This window comes from Endoryza foliicola, assembly GCF_050589245.1.
Lineage (GTDB): Bacteria > Bacteroidota > Bacteroidia > Chitinophagales > Chitinophagaceae > Endoryza > Endoryza foliicola.
In genome coordinates this window covers 318,372-342,720 of record NZ_JBOBEW010000002.1, presented here as the reverse complement: position 1 = coordinate 342,720, position 24,349 = coordinate 318,372, and the positions used below count along the sequence as shown (strand labels likewise).

Genomic DNA, 24,349 nt, shown 5'->3' with positions numbered 1-24,349 from the left:
CTATATGAAAAAAATAGGCCTTATCAGAGAAGGGAAAATTCCGGCAGACAATAGAGTGGCATTAACCCCAGCTCAGTGTAAATGGATTCAAAAGAATCGGCCCGACATTGAAGTTATTGTGCAATCTTCTCCCGATAGATGTTTTTCCGATCGAGAATACAGCAGTGCAGGTGTTAAAGTGCAATCAGACGTTACAGAGTGTGATATTTTGCTTGGCATCAAAGAAGTTCCCATTGATCAATTGATTCCTAACAAAACCTATTTGTTTTTTTCTCACACTAAGAAAAAACAGGCTTTCAATAGAAAACTGCTTCAAACCATTCTCAAAAAGAATATCACCCTTATTGACTACGAATGTTTGGAACATGATGATGGGCAAAGAATCATTGGATTCGGCTTTTTTGCGGGAGTGGTAGGCGCTCATAATGGCATTATGGCCTATGGTAATAGAACCGGTTTGTATCAGTTGAACCGAGTGTACAAACAACGAAGTTTTCGCGAATTGATCCATACTTATTTCGGCTTGAAACTGCCTAATGTAAAGATCGCAGTTACAGGAAGTGGTCGCGTAGCGCACGGGGTATTGGAAGTAATGAACCTTATGGGAATACATGAAGTTGAACCGGACGATTATTTGAAAAGAAGGTTTGCATACCCTGTGTATACACAATTGAAAGGTGCTGATCTTTACCGGCACAAAGACACGGGCACCTACAGCAGATCGCATTTCCATGAACACCCGGAAGAATACAAATGCATTTTCGCGCCTTATACTGAACAAACCGATATTCTTATGAATGGAATTTATTGGGACAAATCGATGCCACGTTTGTTTGAAAAGGAAGCCATTCAAAAAGATGAATATTTGATTCGAACCATCGCTGATATTACCGATGATGCGGGAGGTTCTGTACCCATTAATTTGGGAGATCAAACCATCCAAGATCCGGTATATGGCGTAGACCGAACCAGTTTTGAAAAAACAGCCCCCTACCTTGAACATTCAATAGATGTGATGGCTGTTGGAAACCTACCAAACGAACTACCGAGAGATGCAAGCAGGTATTTTGGAGAACAACTATTAAAATTTGTACTGGAAGACATTGTTGGCGGAGGCTCCGAATTAATTACAAGGGCGACCATGACACACGAAGGAGCCTTAACAAAAGACTACGAGTATTTACAAGATTACGTGAACGAACAACCGCTTTAATGCATGAAGAAACTGATTCTCATACTGCTGTTGGCTGGAATATTTGTAATATTGGCACAAACTCCATCCAGTAATTATTTAAGTTGGTATGAGAAAGCAGAGAAAAATTACAATGCTGAAAATCCAACTGAAACCACCGATAGCATTGCGCTTGCTCACTATATAAAAATTATCGGTGTATTAAAAGGACAACACCTATCAGATTCAATTCTTTGGGACGCTAGCGTAAAAGCAGGTATTTTGTTACAAACGCAACGTAAAAATTCGGAAGCCATTCGGTATTTTGAAACGAGTATTGAAACCCAATATTCGTCAAAACTTCCCGACTCCATTTCCTTCCTACCGCTACTTTATACAGGAAATGCCTTTTATTTTGAACAAAGGTTCGATAGTGCTGTGTACTTTTTCGAGAAAGCAGAAACACTGCTTTCGAAGTATCCGGGAATCAAGGGAAGAGAAAGACTTTACAATGCACTAGGCGTGCTGAACTATGAAACAGGGAACTACAAACAGAGCAAGAATTATTTTGAAAAAGCTCTTCAAACCATAGAACAAGTGAAAGGTGCAGACCCGAGTCTTTCGATCAGTTATCGAAACAATATTGCCTTTTGCTTGAAAAAATTACAACAAAATAGAGAGGCTCTAGAAGTCTATCTCAGCTTGTTGAAATACAATTTTAATATTGAGGAACTGAATTTGAATATAGCATCTGTTTACACAAGTTTAAATGAATTTACCGAAGCAATAGCGTACCTAAAAAAAATAAAGACCCCTACTCCGGTTTCGTTAAACTTGTACGCTAAAGTTTACCTTTCGTTGCAAATGCCCGATAGCGCTGCCTCTTATTTAAATCAAGCGCTTTCGATGGAAAACTTTACAACAGGCACCAATCCCGGAACCACCTTTCGTTTGCTTGGAGACATGTATGCTCAAAAAGCACAATTCGAGCTCGCCTTGAAGAACTATCAAATATCCATCAATGCCCTCCACCCAAGTTTTAATGATTCGGATGCTAGTAAGAACCCAAAGGATTTCAAAGGAGTTATAACGACCATTGATTTGTATGAAAGCTTACTTGCTAAAGCCTTGCTGCTAGAAAAATGGCATAAGGCTAGCGGCTATCCTGTTTATGCAGAAATGTCAATTGCAAGCTTCCGTGCGCTTTATAGCCTTTCTAATTACATGAGTTCGGGCTATGAGACTGATGAAGCGAAACTCTTCTTGAATGAAAAAAAATACATATCGCATGACATCCCGATACAATTAGCATTCACATTGTATCAAAAAACGCATGAAAGAAAGTACTTGGAAGAACTGTTTTTTTTCGATGAAGAGAATAAAGCCAGTGTGCTTTCAGAAGAACTAAATTTATCGGCATTGAAAAACCAAGTAGGCATTCCCGATTCCTTGATTGCATTGGAAGGTAATGCTAAAAAGCTTTTGAATCAGCTAGGCGTTCAGCGTTCCCAAGCTACCGACAGTTCAGTAATAGCGGCCATCACAGCCCGAATCGCGGAAACCGAACTCGAAATTGAGAACATTCAAAAACAATACAAATCGAATTCCAACTATCAGCAATTAGCGAGTATTTCATCTATTACCGATCTCAGTAATGCTCGAGGAAAATTAACATCTAATGATTTAATTCTGAGTTATCACCTTTCCTCTAATTCTGTTATCTGTACGTTTATTAGTAAAGACAGCGTTAATGTATTCGAAATAAAGAATAAAGAGGTATTGGTCGCAAATCTTCAAACCTTAACAAAGCTTACTACAGAAGTAGGTAAACATAGTAGAGAGGAATACAACAGCATTATAGATAGATTATCGGAAACCTTGATTCTACCCTATTATTCACAACTATCTAAATATTCGAATTGGTATATTATTCCCGACGACGAATTGTCGTATCTACCATTTGAACTACTGTCCATTGGAGAAGGGAAAAAAGTAGTTACAGCCCATATTATTAGTTATAACAGCTCTTGTTCATTACTAACACATGGCGAGCAAAACAAGAACAAAGAGACCATACTGGCATTTGCGCCATTTGCGCATAGCAGCAAACCTGGCTTTGCGCAACTTTCAAAATCGGCGAGTGAATTGGACAATCTTAAAGGCACTATTTATTTGGATGGATTGGCAACAAAAGATCAATTTTTAAATCAGGCTAAAGAGTTTGGAGTATTGCATTTGGCAACGCATGCTTTATCAAATGAATCGGACCCGCAGCAGTCTTATATCGCATTTGCATCAAAGGATTCAAACAAAGTTTCTCTACTATATCTACCTGAAATCTATTCTTTAGACTTACGAGAAACAAATCTAACGATTTTAAGTGCCTGTGAAACCGGTACGGGGCAGTTGATCAAAGGTGAAGGATTGATCAGTTTCTCTAGAGCGTTTGCCTATGCAGGTTGTGAAAACACGATCGCCTCTCAATGGAAAGCTTCTGATGAAAGTACCGCTTATATTATGCAACGATTCCATCAATACTATGGCAAATCGCAAAATGCTGCAGAAGCATTAACCTTGGCCAAGCGAGATTATTTAAACGATAATAACATTGAAGTACGCTTTAAAACGCCCGATTTCTGGGCTAATCTTCGGCTGAATGGAGTAGTTGAAAAGCCAACATCCCTTTCGAAATGGTGGTGGTTACTGCTTTTGCCGACAATTGTTTTAATCATTAGATTACTTAAAAATAAAAAGAGCAGCGTTGCCTAGCAACGCCGCTCCGGTATTTCATGGAAATCTTAGTTTTTTAGGGTTATTGTTGGGAGTTTGGTATCCTCATTGGTTCTTACTACCACACCGGTAATCACAGTATCGCGGTAATTTCCGGCGGTAGCGTGAAACTTTACTTCATAAGTACCGGCCTTCAACCCTACCACTTTAAACTCACCTTCACGTTCCGGTTTTGCTGAAGCGCTATCAGTACCATTTGTCACTACTACCAAAGCTTGGGCTGCAGCCGGTAATACTCGTCCTTCTATTTCACCTGATTTTGCTTTTGAGAAGATTCGGATGTTACTACGGAGCTCAAAGCTGGTATTTTGACCAGAATTACTAGATTTAACCTGAATTGAATGACCCGCATCAAAATCAATCCAGAAATGGATTTGATCGTTTCCGATCAATTCAACATTGCTTGCATCTAGTTTTGCTTCTACTTGATTGTCGTTATCCTTCACTACCAAAGGCTTACTAACACCAGCAACAACTATTGAGTTGTTATTGCCAAGTGTTAATCGAACTTTCTGCAAAGTTACACCGGCTGGAATGGTACCAACCGCTACAATGGTATCAATACCATTTCGGAATTGCAGAATATCATACACCCCCGGCACTATTGCAACTGAATGCCATCCGCTAAGGCTGTCTATTCCATTGTCTTCGAATTTGAGTTCCACTTTCTGAATGTCTAATAGTACTTTGTCAAATACAACACTTGGATCATCAGTTAAGTGAATCGAGATCTTAGAACGTGTTGTTGTAGACACCGGATTGTTGTTGACTCCGGAACCGGCTTCTTTTGAGCAAGATTCCATATAAAATACAGTACCTAAAAGAAGGGCTAGAGCGAGGTTGGTTTTCATTTTTACGCTTTTCATGACTTGATTTTTTGTTTACCTACAATCCTTAGTAAACAATCAACCTTGCTTTGTAACTTTTAAAAACAAAAAAGTTCCAAAAATTTGGAACTCTTTTGATCTCAGTGACTTAACCAATTCACGAGTTAGGATTTGGATCGAGCAATTTTAATTTTTTGTATCAACCAGTTGCTTACTTTATTATGATATCCGTGTTCCGGATTGGCGTTGATAGCCTCCAACAGCTGTAATGATTTCTCGAATTCTTTGTTTTTCAAATAGCTTAATGCTAAGTAATATTCTGCTGCATCCTTCTCTACTGATGAACCTTTGGTGAGCGGTTCAAGCGATTCAATGGATGCATTTGTGTTGCCAAGATTCAGGAGCGATATACCTGCCATTAATTGATTTTCGGTAGTTTTATTTTCAATGGCTTGATATGCCGATAAATAACCCTTGTAGTCGCGGTTTGAGAATAAGGTCATCAATTTATCTTGTGCTTCTCCTCTTGTTACCACAGTTTTATATTCAAGATTCGCGTCCTGAAAAATGGAATTTTCGTTGATTGACGCATATTGATATCCCACTCCTGAAACAAGCAAAATCATGGCAGCAATAGAAACCCATTTCAAATAAGATTTACGTGACTGCATGGTTACCACCGGAGCTGCTGCCTTTTCTTTGGCCACTGCTTGTTGAATTTGGTATTTGAGGCCGGTTAATTTTACCGCTTGTTGTGTTGCCTTAATTCTACTCAATTCTTGCCGGGCAGCTTCATTGCTATTCAGCAACTCTTTAGCGGCCGCAATTTCAGCCGGCTCCAATTCACCGTCCAAATAGCGGGTCAACAATTCGGTTTGTGTATAATTATGACTCATATTGTAATACTGTTTTGAGTTGGTTTGCCAGATTCGGATTCTGATGTAATAATTGCTCAAGGTTTTTAAGACATTTATATTTTTTATTGCGGACTACTTGTTCTGAATCGTAGTCGGTGAGTTCTAGTATTTCTCTCATCGATAAGTTTTCATAGTAGTAAGCAAGTAAAATTTTCTTACAGTCGGGCCCTAGTTGTTCTACCACGTCAATGATTTGTTTTCTACTTTCCAACTGACTAATGGTTTCTTGTGCATCTGCTACTTCTTGATCTTGCCATTTTTCATACTTAAGTTCTCGAACTTTTGACCGATCCCTTTTCTTCATTTCATTGAACCAAAGGTTTCGGTTAATGGAGTAGAGAAAGGTTTTGATTGCGGCGTCTCCTCTGAACTTGTTTTCTCGAACGCTGGAGATGAATTGAAGCAGCACGTCTTGAAACAAGTCGTCTGCATCCTGTTCGTTTCCTCCATTTTCTTGAACATAGATTGCTAGAAACGAGGCATAATTGCGATAGAGAAAGCCTATTACAGCATCTACATCCCGATTTGTGCCCGTTTTGAGGATCTCTAGGATCTCAAAATCTTTAAAATGACCGTCCAAATGCATTCTTATACCTTTATTTGTAAACTTAAGTCCTAATTTTGTAACCCAAACTTCGGAATATTTTAAAAATTGTTGTTATGAGTGAGCAAAGGAATTATTTTGAGCTGTTTGATATTCCGGTGCAATTCAAACCCGATCGGTCGCTTCTTCAACGGACCTACCGGAAATTGAGCAGGCAATATCATCCGGATTATTTTGCCCAATCCTCGGAATCGGAGCAGGCCTACGCGCTGCAACAAACAGCATTGTTGAATAAAGCATGGACTATTTTTCAGGACGAAGACGCTACCATTCAATATGTACTTATCTTAAACGGAGTATTAGAACCTGAAGAAAAATACAGTTTATCGGCCGATTTTTTAATGGAAGTGATGGATTTGAACGAGCGGGTGATGGAATGGGAATTTGAGAAGACGGCCTCAGAAGGAGAAGCAATTTTGGCTGAAGTAAATCGACTAAAAAAGGAAAATTATGAAGAAGTGGCAAGCATTCTGGAAGAAACTGCTGCGGTTTCTCCGTCCAAAGAAGCGTTGTTGCGAGTAAAAGAGTACTACTATCGCAATAATTACCTGAAAAGACTGGAAAAGCAGTTAAAATCCTAGATTTTTCTTTCAAAATCCTTTTGTGGGTTTACACAAAGTTCGTAATATTGCACCCCGATCAATGAGCCCAGATGGCGGAACTGGTAGACGCGTCAGACTCAAAATCTGGTATCAGCAATGATGTGCAGGTTCGATTCCTGTTCTGGGCACTGATTACAAAACGAAAAGCCCGTCTGAACTACATTTCAGACGGGCTTTTTTCTTTCTACTGACACACACACTGCCAGACTCCTAATTATTTGTCAGTAGTTAATCTGCATACTTAATCAGTTTGTGAACTATAAAGCTTAAAACTGTGAGTGTTTTGATTCGAAAAAGCATTCGAAAAAATATTTTTGCAACATTATTGCATTAAAATTATCTATATAATTCTATATCAAATATTTATAATTAATTTTTATAACTTATGCATTAACTGTCCTTTGTTTTCTGATTGAAATTCCTTAGTCGGTACTTGATAATCAACAACTACTGATTAATATTGCAATAACAACTGAAGTATTTTGACAGATAATGTGAAATATTTTGCAATAATTTAAGTTGTTAGTGGACACTATTTTGAGGGTTAGTACGTCTTATTAGTAGAATGTATTTGTGAATTAGACCCAAGCAAAGCCATGGTATTACCTATCGACCTTTCTCGCGTATATGAATCCGAAAAAAGAGAAGTTTCGGAAGCAACCTCTTATTTCAAAAGTTGGTATGGGAAATTTATTTCCTTTATTTTCTCTGACACTCACAATAAAATTTATGACATGGTAACATTCATAAGTGTAGTGTCTCAAGGGCTCAATGATACCTTAAGAGAAGAGCTATTAAAAGTAGATGGTCAAATTAATCTTAGGAAAGACATCGAAGAAATACAAGACATCATCTTTCTTCTATCAAAATTGCACACATATTTGGAACAAGCTGTTCAGAAGAGTTCAGACGAAGAAATTGGTAAAAGATATGTTGAATGTGTGAAAGTAATCGAATCTGTTATTTCACAATTTTATTCGTCACTTACTATACTAAAGAAAAAGAATATCAAAGTTAGACGAGAACATCCTACAGATGAAGCTCTTTTAGCTGTAAGTATATCAACCAAAACCTTATCAGAAGTTGCACAGTGTTAATCAGAGAGATGTCTACTTAATAAATCCTACAAATTCGAATTTAGACGTTGACTCCCAGCATCTATTTATAGTACTTTCAAGTAATGAGTCCTTTCAAAATGAAGGGACTTTTATTGGCGTAATGATTTCATCAAGTGAAAAAACTATAGACGATCATTCTTTTCATTTGAGTGATGAAATGTTTGATCGCCCACTCGATCGAAAAAACTCTCATGTAAGATGTCATTTAGTTACTCTTTTTAGAGATAGGCATCTAGTAGGACAACAAAAAATGAATGTAATGAAACCATTTCATTTTAGGAGACTAATGACTTTTTTGGGGGAAATGATTTTCAATTATGACTTTAGACCTTTAAGTTGAGATATATCTCATGTTAAGTTAAGTTAAAAGCCCCCGTAGAAACAGGGGCCGTTTTCCAAAACTTACTGCTATGAGAATGTAGCTATATTTCAATCATGTCAACCGTCTTACCGGCTAGATCATGAGTGCAATCTTCACAATACTCGATCTTTCCATTTCGAACAAACAAATGACATCTTCCAGACCAACCACCCTTTGGTGCTTTGGTATTGATTACATCTGAATCATGCCAATTCGGATCAGCTTCTTTTCCCCATCGATTTAGTAACGAAGGTGAAAATGTAGGATTTTCAAAATCGCCATTGAACTGCCATTGGCCGCCCTGATAACCGTGTGCAGCATTTTCTTCATTAGTATAATAGATGTGAAAACTATCACATCCTGGGCAACGAAATCGATACACTCCGGGATGATCCTTAATTATTTTACTCATAAAATGAACTTTAAGACAGGTGAGCAATAGCTATTTTGTGATTTTATCAATGACTTCAAAGTCGGTTGGAGGCTCGGTACCGTCTTTTGATGGATGTGGATCATGTACAAGTTGGCCATTTTTATAAATGCAAGAATGAAGTACACCTCTTGGAGACATTCCATATCCCATATAATATGTATCGTTTAATTCTTGTCTCGCCTTAATCGCTTCTTGAGAAAAGTCGTTTTTTAGTTTATGATAGTAGTTATAACGAGAATCAGTTATAATTTCATAACCTTTTCCTCTTAGAAATTTGTCCATGACGTGAGACCAAAATCCATCATTTCTGTCGAAAAACACTTCTACATTTGGAACTTGGTTTATCTCAACCTCAAGAAGGCTGGCTATACAAGCAGCCCAGCAATTTCCATGTACAACTATATCTCCATTCGAGTTTCTAACCACAACTTTGGTTTGAGTAACTGGGATCATACAATGAACCTTAAAGATTTTTTAAATAGCCGACTGTAAAAACAGCCGGCCTAACCAAAAACAACTGCTTGCTTATCAGCTATTTTAAAATTACATTATACGAAAGGCGATCATCAATCAATACCCTTACAGTTCCGCGCGCGTAACCAATTACACTAATTGAAGTTGTTCCAACCTTTAGTGTTCCGGACTTTCTCAATACTCCTTTTGTATTGTACAACTTCCATGAATAAGGCTTATTGCTGATTACTCTTATTGAAGTTGTTGCAGTAGGAGAAACGGCTATCGTATCTTTCACGACAGGGGGCGTAACCACTGGTGGAACGGTTGGCGGAACTACTACCGGAGGAACCACAACAGGCGGTGTTATCACTGTGCTTGTATCAACATACAACTGACTTTGGGGCACATATTCGGGTTTCTGTGATGCAGAGGACCAAACTAAATTTGCTGATCCTGCTTGATCACTATTGAAAATCTCAATCTTAATAGGATACTTTACACCCGCAAGTAAACTCACAGGAGAAGAGGACCAATTATCATCTTTGTAAGGCTCGCTCCATTTATTGATCACTTGCTGACCATTGATCCAAAGTCTTACTCCGATTCCCGATCCAACTGTAAAAGTATAAGCCTCTGAATATTGTGGTTGGATAAATCCTTCCCAACGCATTGAATAAGAGTTGCCGGTGATTCTATAATCTACTTCGTCAAAAATAGTTTCACCTTGACCGACCGGCCACTCTGAGAAACTAAGATTGTTATCTATGCGCTGAAAAGCTATTGAGTTGAAGTTAGAACCATTGTAATAAGATCCTCTCAAACCTGTTCCATTGCCCCAAACACTTGGCGCAAAAGTAGGAATAGAGGTTGTGCCGCTCTTTGTAATCTTTGTTGCTAATGTAGCACCTGCAGGTTGAATGCGAATGGTTTCACCGGTTGCTGCTGAAGGATCCAGTCTAATTTCTCCTGTTATGTTACAGTGAACTAAATCTACAGAGTGCACTTCCGGTGCGTTGTTATCCAAAACAGCATAATTACGTCCCCCTTTTATTGTCGTATTTACTACAAGAATTGGCACTTCGCCCGGTAATGGACTATGAATAAATTCCAATGGGTGCGATATCAGACCTCCCCCATCCAAAACACTGTTTTCAATTCGAACTCTTGAAGAGTTTACTGATGCAGCTTTCACGGTGAAAACATTCGCATATAAGTTTACATTTCTATAGGTGTAACTATTGGCATATGCACCATGGAATATTCCAACGGTATTATTGGCAGCGTAAAAATCTTCAATGATGTGATTTCGTGTTGAGTTTTGCCAAATGCGAATACCGGCACCTTGGTTATTGAACGCTTCGTTGTTTTTAAACACCCAAACACCTTCGATTAAAGTAGCTTCCCAATTGAAGCCACCACCATCAGCAACGTCACCCAAAGCAGACGCCACTACTACATTGTTAGTCGCGACGTTTTGAAAGCCTCTTGAAAAAAGAAATCCAGAACTTGAAAAGGTCGGTGCATCTTCTGCATTTGGATTAAGAGCTCCAGGCACCCACGTATTTCCAAGAACAATATTATGATTCCAATATGCTCCATTGGTTTGCTCTCCTGGGTCCCACCAGAAAGCAATTTCTTTTGATTTGTAAGCGATATCGTCAATGAAAGAAACTCCATCAGAAACGTGCGGAACAAATTGATGAGAACCACCGTCACGAGCAATGCAACCTTCAACGATTGAACCAATACTTCCTTTCATACAATGGTGAAAATGCCATGAGTATCTTCCGGAAACAAACTCTTTGGCCGAACTTCCACCCCTATCTTTTCTCGGTCCCATGTATCGAGTGCCAACGTGCTTAATAATCTGAGGTTTTGTAGATCGAATAAATACGTGTGATTGGCCTGTAACAGTACCCTGAACATTAATTGATCTCGTAAGATTTAATATTTTGGCAGGCTTCAATACAACTGGATGAGGCCGAGACAAAGGAGAATTCAGCGTAATTTGATTACCATTCACGGCAGAAATTACTCTTTCCTCTGGGGCAAAATCATTGGCATTGGTTGGAGAAATTGAAACTTCATCCCCTACTTTCCAATTGCGAGCACTGTCAACAAAAATTACTGACTGGCCCACTAACAAATCTCCTTTAACATTGCACCATGAAGTTTTACTTTCTCCCTGAAAATCCAATTGTCCTGAGCCCATTACCCAAAGACCAATATCTGTTGGCAATACATCCATACCGCCGCCAACAAAGTTGTTTTCATTGATGCCAACAAACTCAATGTTTTTTGATCTGTTGGTAAGAATGCCGGTAACAACGATATTCTTTGATGTCTTGAAATTAATGTCCAATACAACTGAGTGTGCTATATTAATTGCAGCCGATCCATCGGGCACTAGTCCAGTATTCCAAATTGTGGGATCGCTAAAACTGCCGCTTTTAACAGTGGTAATTTCTGCTTGATAAACGGGTGGAGCGCAAGAAACAATTTCCGGATCCGGTCGTTTCTTCGGCAAAGCGTAACTTGCTACAATAAAGGCTGATGCTAATAAGGCTAAAAGAAGAAGAGTCTTTTTCATACACTTGTTTTAAAATTAATGATTTAGTTGTTCACTCTCACAGGTAGATTAATTAGGAATCAATATGTATGCGATTTCGGTTTGTTCGTATTCATCCATCAGCTCGTAAGCTTTCTTCTGGAACTCATCCCACTGATCAGGATAAATAGTTTGACAGGCTTCACTTGACGTTGAATTGTAGCCTCCCTTGTGAATATTTGGGGCGACAATTTTCACAATGCCCGACTGGCCATCTCTTGTTCCGGGTAACGTTTCGTCTTTCGTTGCCGGCCTAAATGCATCGTAAGGCACATACGGCTTTGGACGTGAAATTCCGTGCTTGCCCTTTTTGTAATAATGGACACCAAAAGCAAGTGTTCCAATGCCAGGTTTATATTTTGATGGATCAGTGTTTGCATTGAAACTTTTGTAATAATTAGGAGCTACCAAAAACATAGCATCGTCATATATGCCGCGATCGTTTTGACCATGCTTTCCCATCGTGTCCTCGTAATAGCCGCGAATACCAACTATAAACACTTTACCTCTAAACTCAATCCCTTGAATTTTCTCTATCAAATTGGCTTCAATAAGCTTCGGACGTGAGGCGGGTATAATATTTGACATAAGTAAAATTTTAAAATCCGTATAATTCAAAACACAAGTCTTGAGTGGTTACCGCTGACCAGACAGAAGAAACAAGTGTACTGTTATTTCCGTCATCAATAGGAGAACTTGCATCTACTACAATCCCAACGTTATTAGAAATATCTCCGCCACTGTACTCGATTGATAAAGCATAGTTGGTACCATTCACGGTTTGAAATTGATTGGCACCAGAAAAGTTAAAACTGTAGTTTTGATTGACTCCAGACGCTATAGTAGAAACATCAATTGCATCTGATGTGGCCAGAGCTGATCCTGTGGGTATTGCACTAGAACCAGAGGTCCCTGTAATTGCATATATTTTGGCGAAAATATTACCGGTGATTGTTCCAAATGCGCGCATGTTCACTACGCATCTAGTAATTTTTGCACCATTGCCAGTGAACGATTGGGCAATTCCTTGATTATCGCCGGAGCTTAGTCGAATATTCTGATCACCATTTGCAAGTGCAAAAGTGTCAATCAATGACTCTCCTGCAACCGATTGAATGGCAGCCCTTGAAAAGTTTCCATATAGTAGCCCGATCATCATGCAATTCTTCTGTATTCAACAAATGATTGAGGTTGAACTGTGATGGCACTTGAAGCGATTTCAGATGCAAATCGCGCCGTCACATTACCGTTGGCACTAGGTTGAATAATGCCTTCAATTGTCGCAATATTACCTGTTGTTAAGGCTGAAGCGTTTGAAGCCGCAGGCGTGTCATACGCCGTTAAGCCATCATTAAATGTTCTTGACGTAGCTGTCAGCGTGTAGTCTGATCTAAAATTCAAAAGAGTTGGTGTTGCCGGTCCCGTAATTGAAAACCTTGCCCCTGTTGTTGTAGCTGCTGAATTGTATCGGATGAAAAATCTAAACCAATACAAAAGACCTGACGTCACTGGAAACGCAAGACCCGTGATATCAGCGATCGTATTCGCAGTGGCATTATTATTGACTACTGTTCCTGTTATTCTTACGCGCTGAATCTGAAATGGATCTAATGTTGCCCCAAATATGTACCAGTTGTTCGCTGATTTCTTCACAAGTGTGACGGCTGAATACTGCCCTACTAATTGTGTTCCTCCATTATTTGAAAGCAGTGTGACTCCGGTATCCGGTGTAATAGTAACCGAACCGGTACCATCTTGCAGCACTGTTATTTCAGCACCAATAGGCAAGTTCACCGAAGCATCGGCCATTACTGTGAAGTTTTGAGCCGATGAACCGGTGAATTGAATGATTCCGTTTAAATCGGTAAGCTGACTTGACCCACTTACCGAAAGAGATCTTGTTATGTAGGGAGCTAACGCCTTCCTATTCATGAGCTATTAGATATTGTACAAGAATGAAACCTGATCTGTTGCAGCCAATTGGTAACCTGCAATAGAACCGTTCCAATAAAGTTTATCACCTGAAACCACTGCACCGAATGCACGAGCGGTCGCACCGCCGTCTCCAGAGAAGTAACAGGCTTTTGTCTTTACTCCATTTCCGACTTCCACAAACAACTCACTTACAACAACTCCAACAAAACTGCTACCTGCAGGTGTTGCAGCCATGGCCGTTGCACATGCTTCGTTACCATCTGCTGTAGTTACAGAGGCTGTCATGAATTTGTTTGCAGTGCTTGGAGCTGATCCTGCAATACTAGCAAATGCAGCAAATGTTAATGAAGTCGTTCCAAGTGTGATTGCGCCAGTTGTGGTCAATCTGAACAGTTTTCCATTATCCGTTCCCTCTTCAACCAAACAAGCTGCCATTGGAGTAACTTCGCTTGCCCCATCAGCATCAGTTGAACGAGTCATTGCGGCTGCTGAACCGTTGAAGACATAGAACCCATTCTGTGAACCAGTAGTCTGACCGTACAATAAAACACGATCACCATTGTTCATTGTAACACCACCAATCGTTGTACCGGGTGATGCAATGTTTATGTTTGTGCCTGAGGCTGTTCGAACAGAAGCTTTCCAGTCAAGGTTGTTAATCGATTGCTGAATCGAATTATCAACATACAATTTTGAAGCAGGCGCATTTGGACCACTAGGGGTAGATGGAAGTGACGCAATTTTATCCTCGGTTATGGTACCGGCTTTAATTACTTTACCGTCTATCATGTTATGTATATTTGAATATTAAATAATCTGTAGTTGAAAGCTGATATCCATTATTCAGCCATCTTAAGTGCTTGTTTGCGCCGGATGTTACAAAGTCGTAGTCAATACCAAAATAATGCTCAACACCATTGACATAGAGAAACGATTGAGTCGGAAAACTCACAATGTTGAACTCAGTCTGACCATTAGCAACAACACTCAACTGGACTGCATTTAACCCGCTAGCTGGTCCTTGTGGTCCGGGTACAGGCAACGATACTAGTACCGTTTTTACAGGATTATCAATAGAAGGATTGCCAACAAGATTTACCTTGTTAATCGTTGGAACTACATTAACTGATAATCTGATTGGAGCCATCTTAGTTAACTATTTTGTATTCTCCTTTTGCAAACACTCTTTTAGACGAACCGGCAGGTGTTTGATATGCTTTATAATAAAAACTACCAAGACCTATTGCGGCCAATGGTCCAAGAAGAAACTTAACTTGATTTGTTGTTGATTGAACGGTACCGGAAACATTAGCAATACTTACAATGTCCTTAGAAGTCTTAAAAACATTAATTTGAAAGACGCCACCGGTCACAGGCGTTGCATTTCCATTCACATCAAAAAACTCAAACAAAACTTCATCGTTGTTCTCACGATCAACAACAACATCAATCTCCGCAGCATCATTGAGGTTAAGCTTAACTACCATACTGAGAAAAAATTAAAATTGTGATTGTTAAAGCACTTCCTGCCAAATACCATTCTACTTGTTTTCTTCCACCATCTTTACCGAAAATCCATATCTCAATTCTATCCCAAATAGCTTTTGGAGGATTCGCCGTTGAAACATAAAAAGTACTTAGGCCTCTTCGCCAATTGAGCGGAATATCAAATGTGATTTGACGAATGAAAAATGAGAACAAACAAAAAGATATTGATCGGGCGGCATTGTATTCAAGTAGGTGGATAAGAATCCAAACCAAAATAGCGTATGCCGAAAAGTTAATTGCGTGCCGAATCTCTCGGTGAAGCACAGTTATTTTGTATGCATCGATGAAAGCATTGCACACGTTAAACCCGATCAATATCAATATGGATAGTTCCAAGTTCATTATTTCAGTTGCACTTTTTTGAACTTCGATGCATCAACACCGGCATTTGCTTTGGTATCATAGACTTTAATCCATGGAATAACCAATAAAGCCAAGAATAGAGCAATTAAAAATGATGTGAGCGATCTACTACCAGAAAGCTTTTTGCCAAGTTTGCCGCCACCATCTTCATTCTTGATCGCTAGATACAGGGCAACAAAAGCAAGAGGATTTAAAATAAATACCCAAATCCAAAATGAAGTTCCTTGTAACTTGATAGCTTCAATACCGGTAATTGCCGGAAAATCACCTAAGGGGCTACCTTCTGTAAAAAGAAAAAACAGGATTCCAATAATACAGATCAGTGTAAACCCACCAATCGCGCCGATAGCGTCAAAGTCTTTTTTTTGTGACATAAAACAGTTGATTTATTGATTAAAAAATTGTGTAAGTAAATCCAAAGCCACCGTTCGGACCCAATCTAATTCCACCCAAATTGTTATAACTAGGACCGTAACCCAAGTATGCTGATAAATGAAATTTCTTTCCAAGTTTTCGCTGCAGTTGCTTGTTCTTCTTACCAACCAAAGTCAATTGATTAGAAAGAAACTCGTTGCTTTGGGTAGTTATGCCTAGTGCTGATTTTAGGCGATCAATCTGAGCAATCAAACTCTGCTCAATTGAATCATTTCGAGCTTTTAACTCGCTTTCAAATTCAAGATGATCCGAAATCACAGCCTCTTGCTTGATCACTACCTCTTGCAATGAATCACAGGCTTCAATAATTAGAGTGGTGTCCTTGGCTTTTTTTGCAAACTCTAGTGCTAAAGCATAGCGTGTCGCTTTACGGCTTGATTCCTGAACCTTTTTCAAAGACAGGTTGTACAAACCTTGTATTGAGTCGCGCTCGGCTGTAATGCGCTTATTTTGCTTTTCAAGGCTATCAATCGCTCGCGTGTCAATCTTCGGAACGAAAGTTTTTACTTCCGGAGCCGTTGGACGTTTCCCACATACCCAGTTTAACAGCACAATCACTACAATCAAAACAACCAATACGATTGCCCATTGTCTTACAGTAAGTTTGCTTAGTATCATTTGTTTGGTTTTAAATCTTCAATCTTGTCAATGTTTCTCTGAATCCATTTCGCAGACGTACCCAAGAAGGAATAAATCAACCAGTGGCCTGCAAAACCAGAAACGAGGATAAATACATACTTACCCCATGAATCAAACCAGATTGGAAGCTTGATTTTATAGTGCTGAATGATTACTATTCCCAGTAGGGACAAAATCATAACCAATCCGGAAACTATTAGCGTATCCCAGTCCTGCTTTAAGAATATTCCAAACACTTGACGAAAGCCAAAGTCAGGAAACTTCTTTCTTATATCTCGTACAACAAACATGATGTACAAAAGCATCCCAATGATAAATAGCAAAGAGGCAAAAACCAGGTCAATAATTAAATTCATTTTTACTATTTGAATATGTGAAAGAAAATGTTCACTAACAGATTGAGTACTGTAATCAGAATACCAATAAACCACATTTGCTTCTTGCTTCTCTTCGCATCGATTGAGTCTTTAACATTCTGGTCATTCACGTACTTTTCTATGCTTTGTAGCCTTTCTTTTACTGTCTCCAATTCCTCTTTAGTATCTTTCTTATGTTGATCAAATGATTTATCCATTTGTTGAACTTTCTGATACAACATGATCAGAATATCACGATCTGTTAGGTTATTGATTTGAAGTCCTTCCATTAGCATAAACTTTTAAGGGTTCAATCCTAAATCGTTCTTCACTTTTGCAACAAAATCAACCGTTACAGCAGCCTGTTGTTGTTTTAATGCTGTTAGCCTTGTGGCTAGTTCAATCCAGTCCTGATTACCTGATTGAACTCCAGCTTGCATCTGCGGAGCCAACATCGTATCCATTTCAGTGTTGACAGTCTTGTAAGCACCTGATGGAAGATTGGTCATAATATTATACGACTGCCACAGCTTTTCCCATTCGATTTGGATTTGAACGTCGTCATTATCCTGTTTGCCGGTACACACAGAAATAATTCTATTTGCTGTTGACATTGATTCGCGCAAAGTCGTATCAAGTTGGTGACCTAATACCAACAAAAGATGTCTGCGTTTTAAAGTAACTGTGATCATTGTACTATCGAATTATGTATGTAAATTTTAAATTTATTAGATTGGAACCGGTGTTGGCGTTGTAATTAACCAGTACTCTGTCAGCCGAAATGTTTTGAGAGCAGTTACCACCAAACCCGTTTGTCGAATTAATTGCTAAACCTTGAGCGTCTCCAATACTCGTAAAGTCAGAAGCTATTGGTATTGTGACGTTGAAATCTGCTGCACCAGTAGACGTTGACGAAGCACTTACGGTACCTGTGACCTCGACCAAATTTCCAGTTCGCACATAATAAAAAACCCCACCCCCTGAACTGCTCACTGATGTGGTGTTTGTGCCTGTAAAAAATGTTGGTGTATATGTTCCAGATGTAGTTGTATTTGAGAATGCAACCCATGCCGTTCCGCTCCAATAATAAAAACCAGGAGCTGGAAAGGTGCCGTTTGTGGTTGATACATAAATATACATACCAGCCTCACCGGTTCCTAAGCTCAAAGCTGATGCTTGAGCGGCTGTCATTCTTGTTGGTAGTATCCCGCGAGTCGTATCTGAAAACTCTGCAATTGCTTTATTGTTTGGCGTAAGTGTACCGAAACCGTGATTCGCACCCGGTGCAGAAATAAAAGCCCTATTGTTCGCCAGAGCAACACTACCTGTGATGTTTGGCCTCCACACATATCCTTCAAGCGTTTTATTAGGTTGATCAACAAACACATTTATTCTTCCATCGACGACTGTATATTTTTGAACAGCACTAGTATTACCCATTGCTAAGACCCCACTATTCGACCAATGCTCTAGAGCCAAAAGATAGCCACTCGTTAATACACCCGCTGTTTGTGTGCCTCCTATCGACAAACCAGAAAAAGTGCCCCCAGATCCATTAGGAACAATGATAAAAGGTCCCGCCAAAGAAGTATGGTTAGATGTTCCGGCTGTTCCTGTCCATTGAGTGATACCAAAAGTGTTGACTTGACTTCCAAGCAATATTGAGGATGTGTTTTGTCCCAGAGTACCGATCACTCCAGTATTTGCAGCTACAGTGTTTGTTCCACCGTTTGATATATTCCAAATCCCAAAGTTGTTTATGGCAGCAATCGGAGTAGTATTCCCGTTCAAAGTAAATTCAAGAATATTTGTTCCGTATCCAATTGGACCATTCAACCTAATTAGTTGCCCTCTTATAGAGCCCCCAACATCAAGTTTATAGCCTCCATCAGTTGTGGAAACAGGATTGCTTCCGATGTAAGTATTTCCTGTACTTGAAAACGTTCGAATAGGTCCGATCAAGTTTTGAAGTGGCCAGGACCTTATTCCGTAGTTCAATACCCCTGTAAAAGACAACGCATTAAATATCGGATTGACTTCTACACCTACAAGTGTATCATTGTTGGCTGTTGCAAAATGGTTTCCAAGCGCAGCGATGTTATATGAAAGTTTCGCACTCGGAGTGTAAGTACCTGTTAAAAGTTTCGATCCACCGATTTGCTGCCTTGCGGCAGTTATCAATCCACGTGCAGCCGTATCAGCGTTTGGGATATTAAAAATATGTGTAGAACTTGAACTAGAAATATTAAAATCATTGCCGCTAGTACCAGTAGAAAATCCTTGACTTGACCCAGTTAAGCCGTTTATATTCACAACTCTACTTCCACCTTTCAATATTCTTGAAAATGAAATACCATTTATTCTAAACCCAATTGTGCTATCATTTATAACAAATATCGTATCTACCTTACGGAAATTAAAAGTATCAATGCTAACTGTAGACGTTCCTTGTAAACCATATCCGGGAGTGAAAGAGCCCCCGCCGCTGCCAGCTCCGCTACTCAATTTCCAATAATAACCTGTCCACACGTAGATGTTTCCTCGATATACCGAAATAGCATTGGAATCTTTAACGGCCAACTTAGTTGTATCTAAACCAAACAGTTTAAACATGCCTCTTACCTGCATATTCTTGTACGAATAGCCATAGGCATTGTTATCCTGCAGCACTTTCGTTGAATCATATACTTGAGCCTTCAACTGAAAAGAGAGTGCGCAAATAGGAATAAGAAAAATCAACTTCTTCATATCAAAATATTCTATAACTGTTTACATTTCTGTTTTTAGGACGTGTTTCGCTTCCACCAGTAGAACCAGAATTAAAATCATTGGGATTAACTTGGCCTCTGCCCGTTCTTCCTGAAGCACCGGTACCGGTGAAAGAGTTACCTTGAGGTATCAAGTGACTGTGGCTTTTAATTAAATCGTCTTGATTGTTTCCTGGCTTGTTGTTAGTAGTTCCACGATCTGTATCAATGTTTCCATCAACATCAGTATTTCTATCAAAGTAGCCTCCTGAATCTGGCAACCAGAACTTTTGATTTACTGAATCAATGATCCATTTTGTTCTATTTGCAGCATCTGGAATTGTAGGAGAAACACCGGTACCAAGAATTGAACTATCAAGAGTACTTACATACCAATAAAACAAACGAGGATATTCATTAAAGCCAAGCCATCCTCCCGACTCTGAAATTCCATTAGAAGGGGCCATGTCGCTTTTAACTATCTCCCCAACTCTATTCACATCTCCGGTCCATGAAAGAATGTAGAAAAAGCCGTCCTTCTTGAAAGCAATAAGCTCTTCGTTTTTGCCAATCCAAATAATGTTTCTTTGCTGCCCTTTGTGTACAAAGTAAGATCCTGATGGTAGCTGAATGGCAACATAACGTTGTGTTCCTTTGTGAGTATTGAAGCAAATTCTAGTTTGATTTGGAACAGTCAACATATCTGTAACGGTCAATGTGACTATCGTTGCACTTCCATTTACTTCAACTATGTTATTCCAGTGAGTAGAACCAAGTGTAGCATTGGCAGTTACTGGAATTACATCTTTAGGAAATAATGTATTGCTTGAAGCCGAAACTGTTGTTGTGTAAGAAATTTCAATAATGGCAGTTTCCCCATCCTCAAGTGTAATACCACCTAGATAAGTAACTGTACTTCCAGAAAATGAATACTCAGAACCATATTTCAGGTATCGGAATCCTTCTTTGAATACACCAACAATGTTCTTTCCAGCCAAATAAGAATCCACTATCGTAGTACCCGGAACAGGATCGACGGGTCCACCGCCATTTACTGTGTAGAATCTGCGCTCAAACAGAGTTGTGTTGCTCTTTGCATCAATTACATATTGAGCAATCAATACGCCTAAAGCAGATCCATCAGGACTTTCACGAAAATCAAAATAGTGAGTAGTTGGATTTAAACCAGTAAATACAATATTCCTAGTGGCAGGATGTATTGGGGCAAATGTCAAAGATGCAGCAACAACCGAAGGATTGTCAACTTCCCGAGCGATCACTAACAAGTGTCCAGTGATTCCGACTAACCCTATTGATAAAGGAACATTTGCCATATAATGAAAAAAGGTCAGTCACTCTTGCGAGTGCTGACCTTCTTTTAGAGGTTCTAAATTTTTTATTCGTTGCTTAAAATCTGAATGACGTTTGAACCAGGGTTCGCAGTGTCACCAAATAGGCTTGAATCAATATTGTGAACTACAACAAGTTTCTTCGACACGTCTGCATCACTACTGAAATACATTGCCCCTCTATTCAATCCTTCTTTCACAATCATTGTAATTCCTCGCATAGGGTAGTTGTCTTGACTCTTCAAATCTAACTTTGTTTCGCTAGACTTCGAAAACGATTTTCCATCAATTCTGACATTGTTACAAGTCCAAATCGCATTTATCTTTTGAATCATCCAGTCCGGAAGTCCTTTTGATCCGCCCATGTATAATTCAAAGGATGTTGATGCAGTACTCTTTAGTAAATACGATGTTCTTTCATCATCCTCGTAAACCACATCATCGGTATTGGGGACTAGCCGTCCAATCCGTCCTTCAATTCTTGTCTTGAAAACAATTCCTGTTTCAAAGAAAACATTCCCATGATATCTACTGTTCGAATATTCATAATACAAAGTATTGGGCCAATTGGCCTTTAATGAAATCGGTTCACTTATAAGGTTCTTAAGACCAGATCCGGCATTTACAGTAACCCAATAGCAGCCTTCAGAAAGAGTGCTCCAATTGATACTAGCCTCATAAATAAAGAACGTTGGCTGATACTTATTCTGCCTAACCTTAGTTGCCGGCAATGAAATTCTAGGGATTCCATATCGATCAACTACCTCAACCACTATAGGATCAAAATTACTCTCAAATTGATAAACAGTAATATCGCTCGTTTGCTTTTTTTGAAAATATTTGACCTTAGACTGCCAACTAGGTATCTGCTCTGCAAATTGGTATAAATCAAAATGCTTGCTAAGATATTGCGGTAATATTGTAGGGTTAATGTCGTAAAACCTAGTGTCGTTTAGGTCCGATATTTTAAGAATGTTACTCATAGAATTCAATCAATTGTGTTAAATCGTTATCTGGATGAGAAAGCAGTTGAATATTTTGAGCATTGTTCATTATACTTTCTTGAGAAACCTTCATTGAAATTCCTTTGTATTGAATTCCTTTAGTTGTGAAAGTAAAAACAATGCCTGAATTTCCGATTAACAATTGTGTTAAGTTGAATGGGACAACTGCCTTCATTTCAAATAGAATAGGATGGAATATTCTGCCGTCAAGGTCTCCAATCAATACGTCTTCCCTTTCAAAAACAGCTTTTTCAAATGGAGGATTAACGACAAGAGGATTTTGCTTATTAGCTGTAAGAAAAGTGAGTTTCCTTTGTTCCATTCTATAAAAGCAACTAGCTAAATACGATGCATTCCGCAAAAGATTTCTCTTAGGTGTTAAAAATAGGTTATATACAGTCTGCGTATCAAGTATTCCAGACGCATAAGAGTTTAGCGAACGATCTATTTTGAACGACTCTCCTTGCACCGAATCAAGATATGGATCTCTTTCCTTCTTAATAACAAATACATCATTATCAGAACTGGTATCAGACGACTCTTTATACAGGCCTTCAATTCTTAAGAATTCAATACCGTAGCAATCAGCACGATATGGAGATAAAAGGCTAAGTGACGATACTACCTTTTTTATTGGATTTGAATATTCTTGCTTTATATTAAACTCATTCTTACCATTAACTTCATCATAAGTTACTTCAGGATAGCCAATCTTGAGATTATTAAAAATAGAAGTGGTATCAACTTTAACTTTCAAATCAGAAATCTCTCCAAGGTCTACAATTGAAGTATTATCAATGAAAAACGATTTGCTTTCAAGCCTTACTTTCCCTTCCTTTATACCTAGACCAACTCCAAATGTCGAATTAGCCCAATCAAAAAACTGACTTAGTGAAGTTTTTATCTTTGCACCTTGAACTCTTCTTATTGAATCACCAGATGTGATCACAATGTCTTTATAACTGTCCAATAAATCACTCTTTGCTACATTTGCTTTATCTGTAATCTTTTCAATTATCTTAGAGAAAAGAGTCGAAGCATATACACAATTACAGAAAGTAGTATCATACATTTCTGCAACAGTAAGTCTCATCGTAGTATCGTCATTGTAGTTCCAAAAACCATTGTTATTAAATGTAGTTGACATTCTATAAAGAAAGACTCTATGTCCTCTTAGGACATTGAAAGTTTTCTTAATTGAAAAAGGATAAGAAATCAAAGGAAGTGTTTCCATTTCTATGATTCCAATTGACTCTGTAACTACTGGCAATGAATCAGAAGAACCAGTTGAAATAAACCACTGGTTACCAGCTCTTCCAGTTGTACCAGATATTGAGCCTTTTATTTCAATAGTAACTTCAGAATCGGCTGCCGCAGTAAACAAATATTTTTCACTTGTATTTAAGTTCTCGGTAGTTATGGTATTCTGTGCGTAATCTACCAAATCACCAATTGTAGGCTTAATGACTATGTTATTCAAGAATCCCTCACTTCCTATTTGATCGAAAGGTATAATCTGCTTTTGTGGGATTGATTGAGCTGGAAAACTTCTTGAAATTTTGTATGTAGAATTTGAAAAAAGCTTGACTGGATCAAGTCTAACCTTTATCGGGTCCAATTGATCGATATCAAACTCATATACATTTGCTTCTTTAGCTTTTATATCAGCTACAAATCCTCCTTCTACAACATTTACTTGAACAATGTGAGACTCATGGCTGAAGGTCGAAAAATCAACATCCCATTCTGCTAACTTAGAATAGTAAAAACCATAATTAGCAGGATCAAAATAAAGTTCCTTTTTCATTATCACCAGTACACAATCAGCCTCAATTCCGTATTCGTAAAAGAGCTTCTTCAAAATAAATGCGCCATCTTCTACAAAAGATAGTGAAACGCTCAATGATCGATCTAGTCCAAAGTACTTTCTATTTCGAACGTTCAAAATGTTTATATCCTTCCACCCAATTGGTGGATATTTTAGAAAATTAGGAACAGATGACTGTTCAAGGTTTACAAAGTCATTTGTGTAATAACAAGTATTCGTTGCCTTGCTCAATAAAAAAAACTTCAACTCTGATTCCAT

26 protein-coding genes and 1 tRNA gene are annotated in these 24,349 nt (G+C 38.7%); 5 read left to right on the top strand and 22 right to left on the bottom strand.

The genetic code is table 11. From position 1 onward, the window contains the following. Positions 1–4 precede the first annotated feature (4 nt). Both ACQ2HE_RS05590 and ACQ2HE_RS05585 read left to right on the top strand, forming a co-directional pair. The gene (locus ACQ2HE_RS05590; protein WP_430897575.1) at positions 5–1,213 is read left to right on the top strand and encodes an NAD(P)-dependent oxidoreductase; all 1,209 of its coding nucleotides are present in this window, start codon (positions 5–7) and stop codon (positions 1,211–1,213) included. Between the two features lie 3 nt (positions 1,214–1,216). After that, positions 1,217–3,940: a CHAT domain-containing protein gene (locus ACQ2HE_RS05585; protein WP_430897577.1), complete on the top strand. Its 2,724-nt coding sequence runs from the start codon at positions 1,217–1,219 to the stop codon at positions 3,938–3,940. Between the two features lie 29 nt (positions 3,941–3,969). Here ACQ2HE_RS05585 and ACQ2HE_RS05580 read toward each other — a convergent pair whose 3' ends face one another. From ACQ2HE_RS05580 to ACQ2HE_RS05570, 3 genes are all read right to left on the bottom strand, one after another. Continuing rightward, positions 3,970–4,827: a DUF4382 domain-containing protein gene (locus tag ACQ2HE_RS05580; RefSeq protein WP_430897579.1), complete on the bottom strand. Its 858-nt coding sequence runs from the start codon at positions 4,825–4,827 to the stop codon at positions 3,970–3,972. Positions 4,828–4,952: 125 nt separating this feature from the next. After that, on the bottom strand, positions 4,953–5,684 hold the full coding sequence (locus tag ACQ2HE_RS05575; protein ID WP_430897581.1) for a hypothetical protein: 732 nt from the start codon (positions 5,682–5,684) through the stop codon (positions 4,953–4,955). Beyond that, positions 5,674–6,291, bottom strand: coding sequence for an RNA polymerase sigma factor (locus tag ACQ2HE_RS05570; protein WP_430897583.1), 618 nt, complete (start codon positions 6,289–6,291; stop codon positions 5,674–5,676). The genes ACQ2HE_RS05575 and ACQ2HE_RS05570 overlap by 11 nt, the downstream gene beginning before the upstream one ends. Before the next feature lie 74 nt (positions 6,292–6,365). On the opposite strand from ACQ2HE_RS05570, the gene hscB reads away from it, so the two are divergent. The 3 genes from hscB (at position 6,366) to ACQ2HE_RS05555 (ending at position 8,008) form a co-directional block, all read left to right on the top strand. Next, positions 6,366–6,890 carry a Fe-S protein assembly co-chaperone HscB gene (gene hscB / locus ACQ2HE_RS05565; protein ID WP_430897585.1) on the top strand — a complete coding sequence of 175 codons (525 nt, stop codon included), beginning with the start codon at positions 6,366–6,368 and terminating at the stop codon, positions 6,888–6,890. Positions 6,891–6,955: 65 nt separating this feature from the next. After that, a tRNA-Leu gene (locus tag ACQ2HE_RS05560) sits at positions 6,956–7,039 on the top strand. Between the two features lie 468 nt (positions 7,040–7,507). Next, a complete protein-coding gene (locus tag ACQ2HE_RS05555; RefSeq protein WP_430897587.1) occupies positions 7,508–8,008 on the top strand; it encodes a hypothetical protein in 501 nt (166 codons plus the stop codon). A 443-nt stretch (positions 8,009–8,451) separates the two neighbouring features. On the opposite strand, the gene ACQ2HE_RS05550 is transcribed toward ACQ2HE_RS05555, so the two are convergent. From ACQ2HE_RS05550 to ACQ2HE_RS05460, 19 genes are all read right to left on the bottom strand, one after another. Then, the gene (locus ACQ2HE_RS05550; RefSeq protein WP_430897589.1) at positions 8,452–8,802 is read right to left on the bottom strand and encodes a ubiquitination-like system serine protease family protein; all 351 of its coding nucleotides are present in this window, start codon (positions 8,800–8,802) and stop codon (positions 8,452–8,454) included. 30 nt (positions 8,803–8,832) lie between these two features. Continuing rightward, complete coding sequence (locus ACQ2HE_RS05545; protein ID WP_430897591.1) at positions 8,833–9,276, bottom strand: hypothetical protein; 444 nt, start codon at positions 9,274–9,276, stop codon at positions 8,833–8,835. 79 nt (positions 9,277–9,355) lie between these two features. Beyond that, positions 9,356–11,869: a PA14 domain-containing protein gene (locus ACQ2HE_RS05540; RefSeq protein WP_430897593.1), complete on the bottom strand. Its 2,514-nt coding sequence runs from the start codon at positions 11,867–11,869 to the stop codon at positions 9,356–9,358. Positions 11,870–11,917: 48 nt separating this feature from the next. Continuing rightward, positions 11,918–12,475: a hypothetical protein gene (locus ACQ2HE_RS05535; protein WP_430897595.1), complete on the bottom strand. Its 558-nt coding sequence runs from the start codon at positions 12,473–12,475 to the stop codon at positions 11,918–11,920. Between the two features lie 10 nt (positions 12,476–12,485). Then, a complete protein-coding gene (locus tag ACQ2HE_RS05530) occupies positions 12,486–13,046 on the bottom strand; it encodes a hypothetical protein (RefSeq protein WP_430897597.1) in 561 nt (186 codons plus the stop codon). Beyond that, the gene (locus ACQ2HE_RS05525; RefSeq protein WP_430897598.1) at positions 13,043–13,819 is read right to left on the bottom strand and encodes a hypothetical protein; all 777 of its coding nucleotides are present in this window, start codon (positions 13,817–13,819) and stop codon (positions 13,043–13,045) included. The genes ACQ2HE_RS05530 and ACQ2HE_RS05525 overlap by 4 nt, the downstream gene beginning before the upstream one ends. Positions 13,820–13,825: 6 nt before the next feature. Next, positions 13,826–14,611, bottom strand: coding sequence for a hypothetical protein (locus ACQ2HE_RS05520; RefSeq protein ID WP_430897600.1), 786 nt, complete (start codon positions 14,609–14,611; stop codon positions 13,826–13,828). 1 nt (position 14,612) lies between these two features. After that, positions 14,613–14,969, bottom strand: a complete 357-nt coding sequence (locus ACQ2HE_RS05515; RefSeq protein WP_430897602.1) for a hypothetical protein — start codon at positions 14,967–14,969, stop codon at positions 14,613–14,615. 1 nt (position 14,970) lies between these two features. Beyond that, positions 14,971–15,309 carry a hypothetical protein gene (locus ACQ2HE_RS05510; protein WP_430897604.1) on the bottom strand — a complete coding sequence of 113 codons (339 nt, stop codon included), beginning with the start codon at positions 15,307–15,309 and terminating at the stop codon, positions 14,971–14,973. After that, a complete protein-coding gene (locus tag ACQ2HE_RS05505) occupies positions 15,299–15,712 on the bottom strand; it encodes a hypothetical protein (RefSeq protein ID WP_430897606.1) in 414 nt (137 codons plus the stop codon). Before ACQ2HE_RS05505 ends, ACQ2HE_RS05510 begins: the two co-directional genes overlap by 11 nt. Next, positions 15,712–16,107, bottom strand: a complete 396-nt coding sequence (locus ACQ2HE_RS05500; RefSeq protein ID WP_430897608.1) for a hypothetical protein — start codon at positions 16,105–16,107, stop codon at positions 15,712–15,714. The genes ACQ2HE_RS05505 and ACQ2HE_RS05500 overlap by 1 nt, the downstream gene beginning before the upstream one ends. Before the next feature lie 19 nt (positions 16,108–16,126). Beyond that, positions 16,127–16,786: a hypothetical protein gene (locus tag ACQ2HE_RS05495; RefSeq protein ID WP_430897610.1), complete on the bottom strand. Its 660-nt coding sequence runs from the start codon at positions 16,784–16,786 to the stop codon at positions 16,127–16,129. After that, positions 16,783–17,163, bottom strand: coding sequence for a hypothetical protein (locus ACQ2HE_RS05490; protein WP_430897612.1), 381 nt, complete (start codon positions 17,161–17,163; stop codon positions 16,783–16,785). The genes ACQ2HE_RS05495 and ACQ2HE_RS05490 overlap by 4 nt, the downstream gene beginning before the upstream one ends. A gap of 5 nt (positions 17,164–17,168) precedes the next feature. Then, positions 17,169–17,453 (bottom strand): hypothetical protein, encoded by a 285-nt coding sequence (locus ACQ2HE_RS05485; protein ID WP_430897614.1) that lies wholly within the window; start codon positions 17,451–17,453, stop codon positions 17,169–17,171. A 12-nt stretch (positions 17,454–17,465) separates the two neighbouring features. Continuing rightward, complete coding sequence (locus ACQ2HE_RS05480; RefSeq protein ID WP_430897615.1) at positions 17,466–17,855, bottom strand: hypothetical protein; 390 nt, start codon at positions 17,853–17,855, stop codon at positions 17,466–17,468. 4 nt (positions 17,856–17,859) lie between these two features. Then, a complete protein-coding gene (locus ACQ2HE_RS05475) occupies positions 17,860–19,911 on the bottom strand; it encodes a hypothetical protein (protein ID WP_430897617.1) in 2,052 nt (683 codons plus the stop codon). A 1-nt stretch (position 19,912) separates the two neighbouring features. Then, the gene (locus ACQ2HE_RS05470) at positions 19,913–21,244 is read right to left on the bottom strand and encodes a hypothetical protein (RefSeq protein WP_430897619.1); all 1,332 of its coding nucleotides are present in this window, start codon (positions 21,242–21,244) and stop codon (positions 19,913–19,915) included. A 62-nt stretch (positions 21,245–21,306) separates the two neighbouring features. Then, positions 21,307–22,242, bottom strand: a complete 936-nt coding sequence (locus ACQ2HE_RS05465) for a hypothetical protein (RefSeq protein WP_430897621.1) — start codon at positions 22,240–22,242, stop codon at positions 21,307–21,309. Next, positions 22,235–24,349, bottom strand: coding sequence for a hypothetical protein (locus ACQ2HE_RS05460; protein ID WP_430897623.1), 2,115 nt, complete (start codon positions 24,347–24,349; stop codon positions 22,235–22,237). The genes ACQ2HE_RS05465 and ACQ2HE_RS05460 overlap by 8 nt, the downstream gene beginning before the upstream one ends.

What these genes read in the sequence shown, in the direction of transcription:
- ACQ2HE_RS05525 (WP_430897598.1), bottom strand. Translation starts at nt 13,819, where the DNA reads ATGAATAGGAAGGCGTTAGCTCCCTACATAACAAGATCTCTTTCGGTA.
- ACQ2HE_RS05475 (WP_430897617.1), bottom strand. Translation starts at nt 19,911, where the DNA reads ATGAAGAAGTTGATTTTTCTTATTCCTATTTGCGCACTCTCTTTTCAG.
- ACQ2HE_RS05575 (WP_430897581.1), bottom strand. Translation starts at nt 5,684, where the DNA reads ATGAGTCATAATTATACACAAACCGAATTGTTGACCCGCTATTTGGAC.
- ACQ2HE_RS05465 (WP_430897621.1), bottom strand. Translation starts at nt 22,242, where the DNA reads ATGAGTAACATTCTTAAAATATCGGACCTAAACGACACTAGGTTTTAC.
- ACQ2HE_RS05580 (WP_430897579.1), bottom strand. Translation starts at nt 4,827, where the DNA reads ATGAAAAGCGTAAAAATGAAAACCAACCTCGCTCTAGCCCTTCTTTTA.
- ACQ2HE_RS05495 (WP_430897610.1), bottom strand. Translation starts at nt 16,786, where the DNA reads ATGATACTAAGCAAACTTACTGTAAGACAATGGGCAATCGTATTGGTT.
- ACQ2HE_RS05585 (WP_430897577.1), top strand. Translation starts at nt 1,217, where the DNA reads ATGAAGAAACTGATTCTCATACTGCTGTTGGCTGGAATATTTGTAATA.
- ACQ2HE_RS05545 (WP_430897591.1), bottom strand. Translation starts at nt 9,276, where the DNA reads ATGATCCCAGTTACTCAAACCAAAGTTGTGGTTAGAAACTCGAATGGA.
- ACQ2HE_RS05570 (WP_430897583.1), bottom strand. Translation starts at nt 6,291, where the DNA reads ATGCATTTGGACGGTCATTTTAAAGATTTTGAGATCCTAGAGATCCTC.
- ACQ2HE_RS05520 (WP_430897600.1), bottom strand. Translation starts at nt 14,611, where the DNA reads ATGATAGACGGTAAAGTAATTAAAGCCGGTACCATAACCGAGGATAAA.
- ACQ2HE_RS05535 (WP_430897595.1), bottom strand. Translation starts at nt 12,475, where the DNA reads ATGTCAAATATTATACCCGCCTCACGTCCGAAGCTTATTGAAGCCAAT.
- ACQ2HE_RS05480 (WP_430897615.1), bottom strand. Translation starts at nt 17,855, where the DNA reads ATGATCACAGTTACTTTAAAACGCAGACATCTTTTGTTGGTATTAGGT.
- ACQ2HE_RS05515 (WP_430897602.1), bottom strand. Translation starts at nt 14,969, where the DNA reads ATGGCTCCAATCAGATTATCAGTTAATGTAGTTCCAACGATTAACAAG.
- ACQ2HE_RS05460 (WP_430897623.1), bottom strand. Translation starts at nt 24,349, where the DNA reads ATGGAATCAGAGTTGAAGTTTTTTTTATTGAGCAAGGCAACGAATACT.
- ACQ2HE_RS05490 (WP_430897612.1), bottom strand. Translation starts at nt 17,163, where the DNA reads ATGAATTTAATTATTGACCTGGTTTTTGCCTCTTTGCTATTTATCATT.
- ACQ2HE_RS05530 (WP_430897597.1), bottom strand. Translation starts at nt 13,046, where the DNA reads ATGATGATCGGGCTACTATATGGAAACTTTTCAAGGGCTGCCATTCAA.
- ACQ2HE_RS05540 (WP_430897593.1), bottom strand. Translation starts at nt 11,869, where the DNA reads ATGAAAAAGACTCTTCTTCTTTTAGCCTTATTAGCATCAGCCTTTATT.
- ACQ2HE_RS05500 (WP_430897608.1), bottom strand. Translation starts at nt 16,107, where the DNA reads ATGTCACAAAAAAAAGACTTTGACGCTATCGGCGCGATTGGTGGGTTT.
- ACQ2HE_RS05505 (WP_430897606.1), bottom strand. Translation starts at nt 15,712, where the DNA reads ATGAACTTGGAACTATCCATATTGATATTGATCGGGTTTAACGTGTGC.
- ACQ2HE_RS05550 (WP_430897589.1), bottom strand. Translation starts at nt 8,802, where the DNA reads ATGAGTAAAATAATTAAGGATCATCCCGGAGTGTATCGATTTCGTTGC.
- ACQ2HE_RS05590 (WP_430897575.1), top strand. Translation starts at nt 5, where the DNA reads ATGAAAAAAATAGGCCTTATCAGAGAAGGGAAAATTCCGGCAGACAAT.
- ACQ2HE_RS05555 (WP_430897587.1), top strand. Translation starts at nt 7,508, where the DNA reads ATGGTATTACCTATCGACCTTTCTCGCGTATATGAATCCGAAAAAAGA.
- hscB (WP_430897585.1), top strand. Translation starts at nt 6,366, where the DNA reads ATGAGTGAGCAAAGGAATTATTTTGAGCTGTTTGATATTCCGGTGCAA.
- ACQ2HE_RS05485 (WP_430897614.1), bottom strand. Translation starts at nt 17,453, where the DNA reads ATGGAAGGACTTCAAATCAATAACCTAACAGATCGTGATATTCTGATC.
- ACQ2HE_RS05510 (WP_430897604.1), bottom strand. Translation starts at nt 15,309, where the DNA reads ATGGTAGTTAAGCTTAACCTCAATGATGCTGCGGAGATTGATGTTGTT.
- ACQ2HE_RS05470 (WP_430897619.1), bottom strand. Translation starts at nt 21,244, where the DNA reads ATGGCAAATGTTCCTTTATCAATAGGGTTAGTCGGAATCACTGGACAC.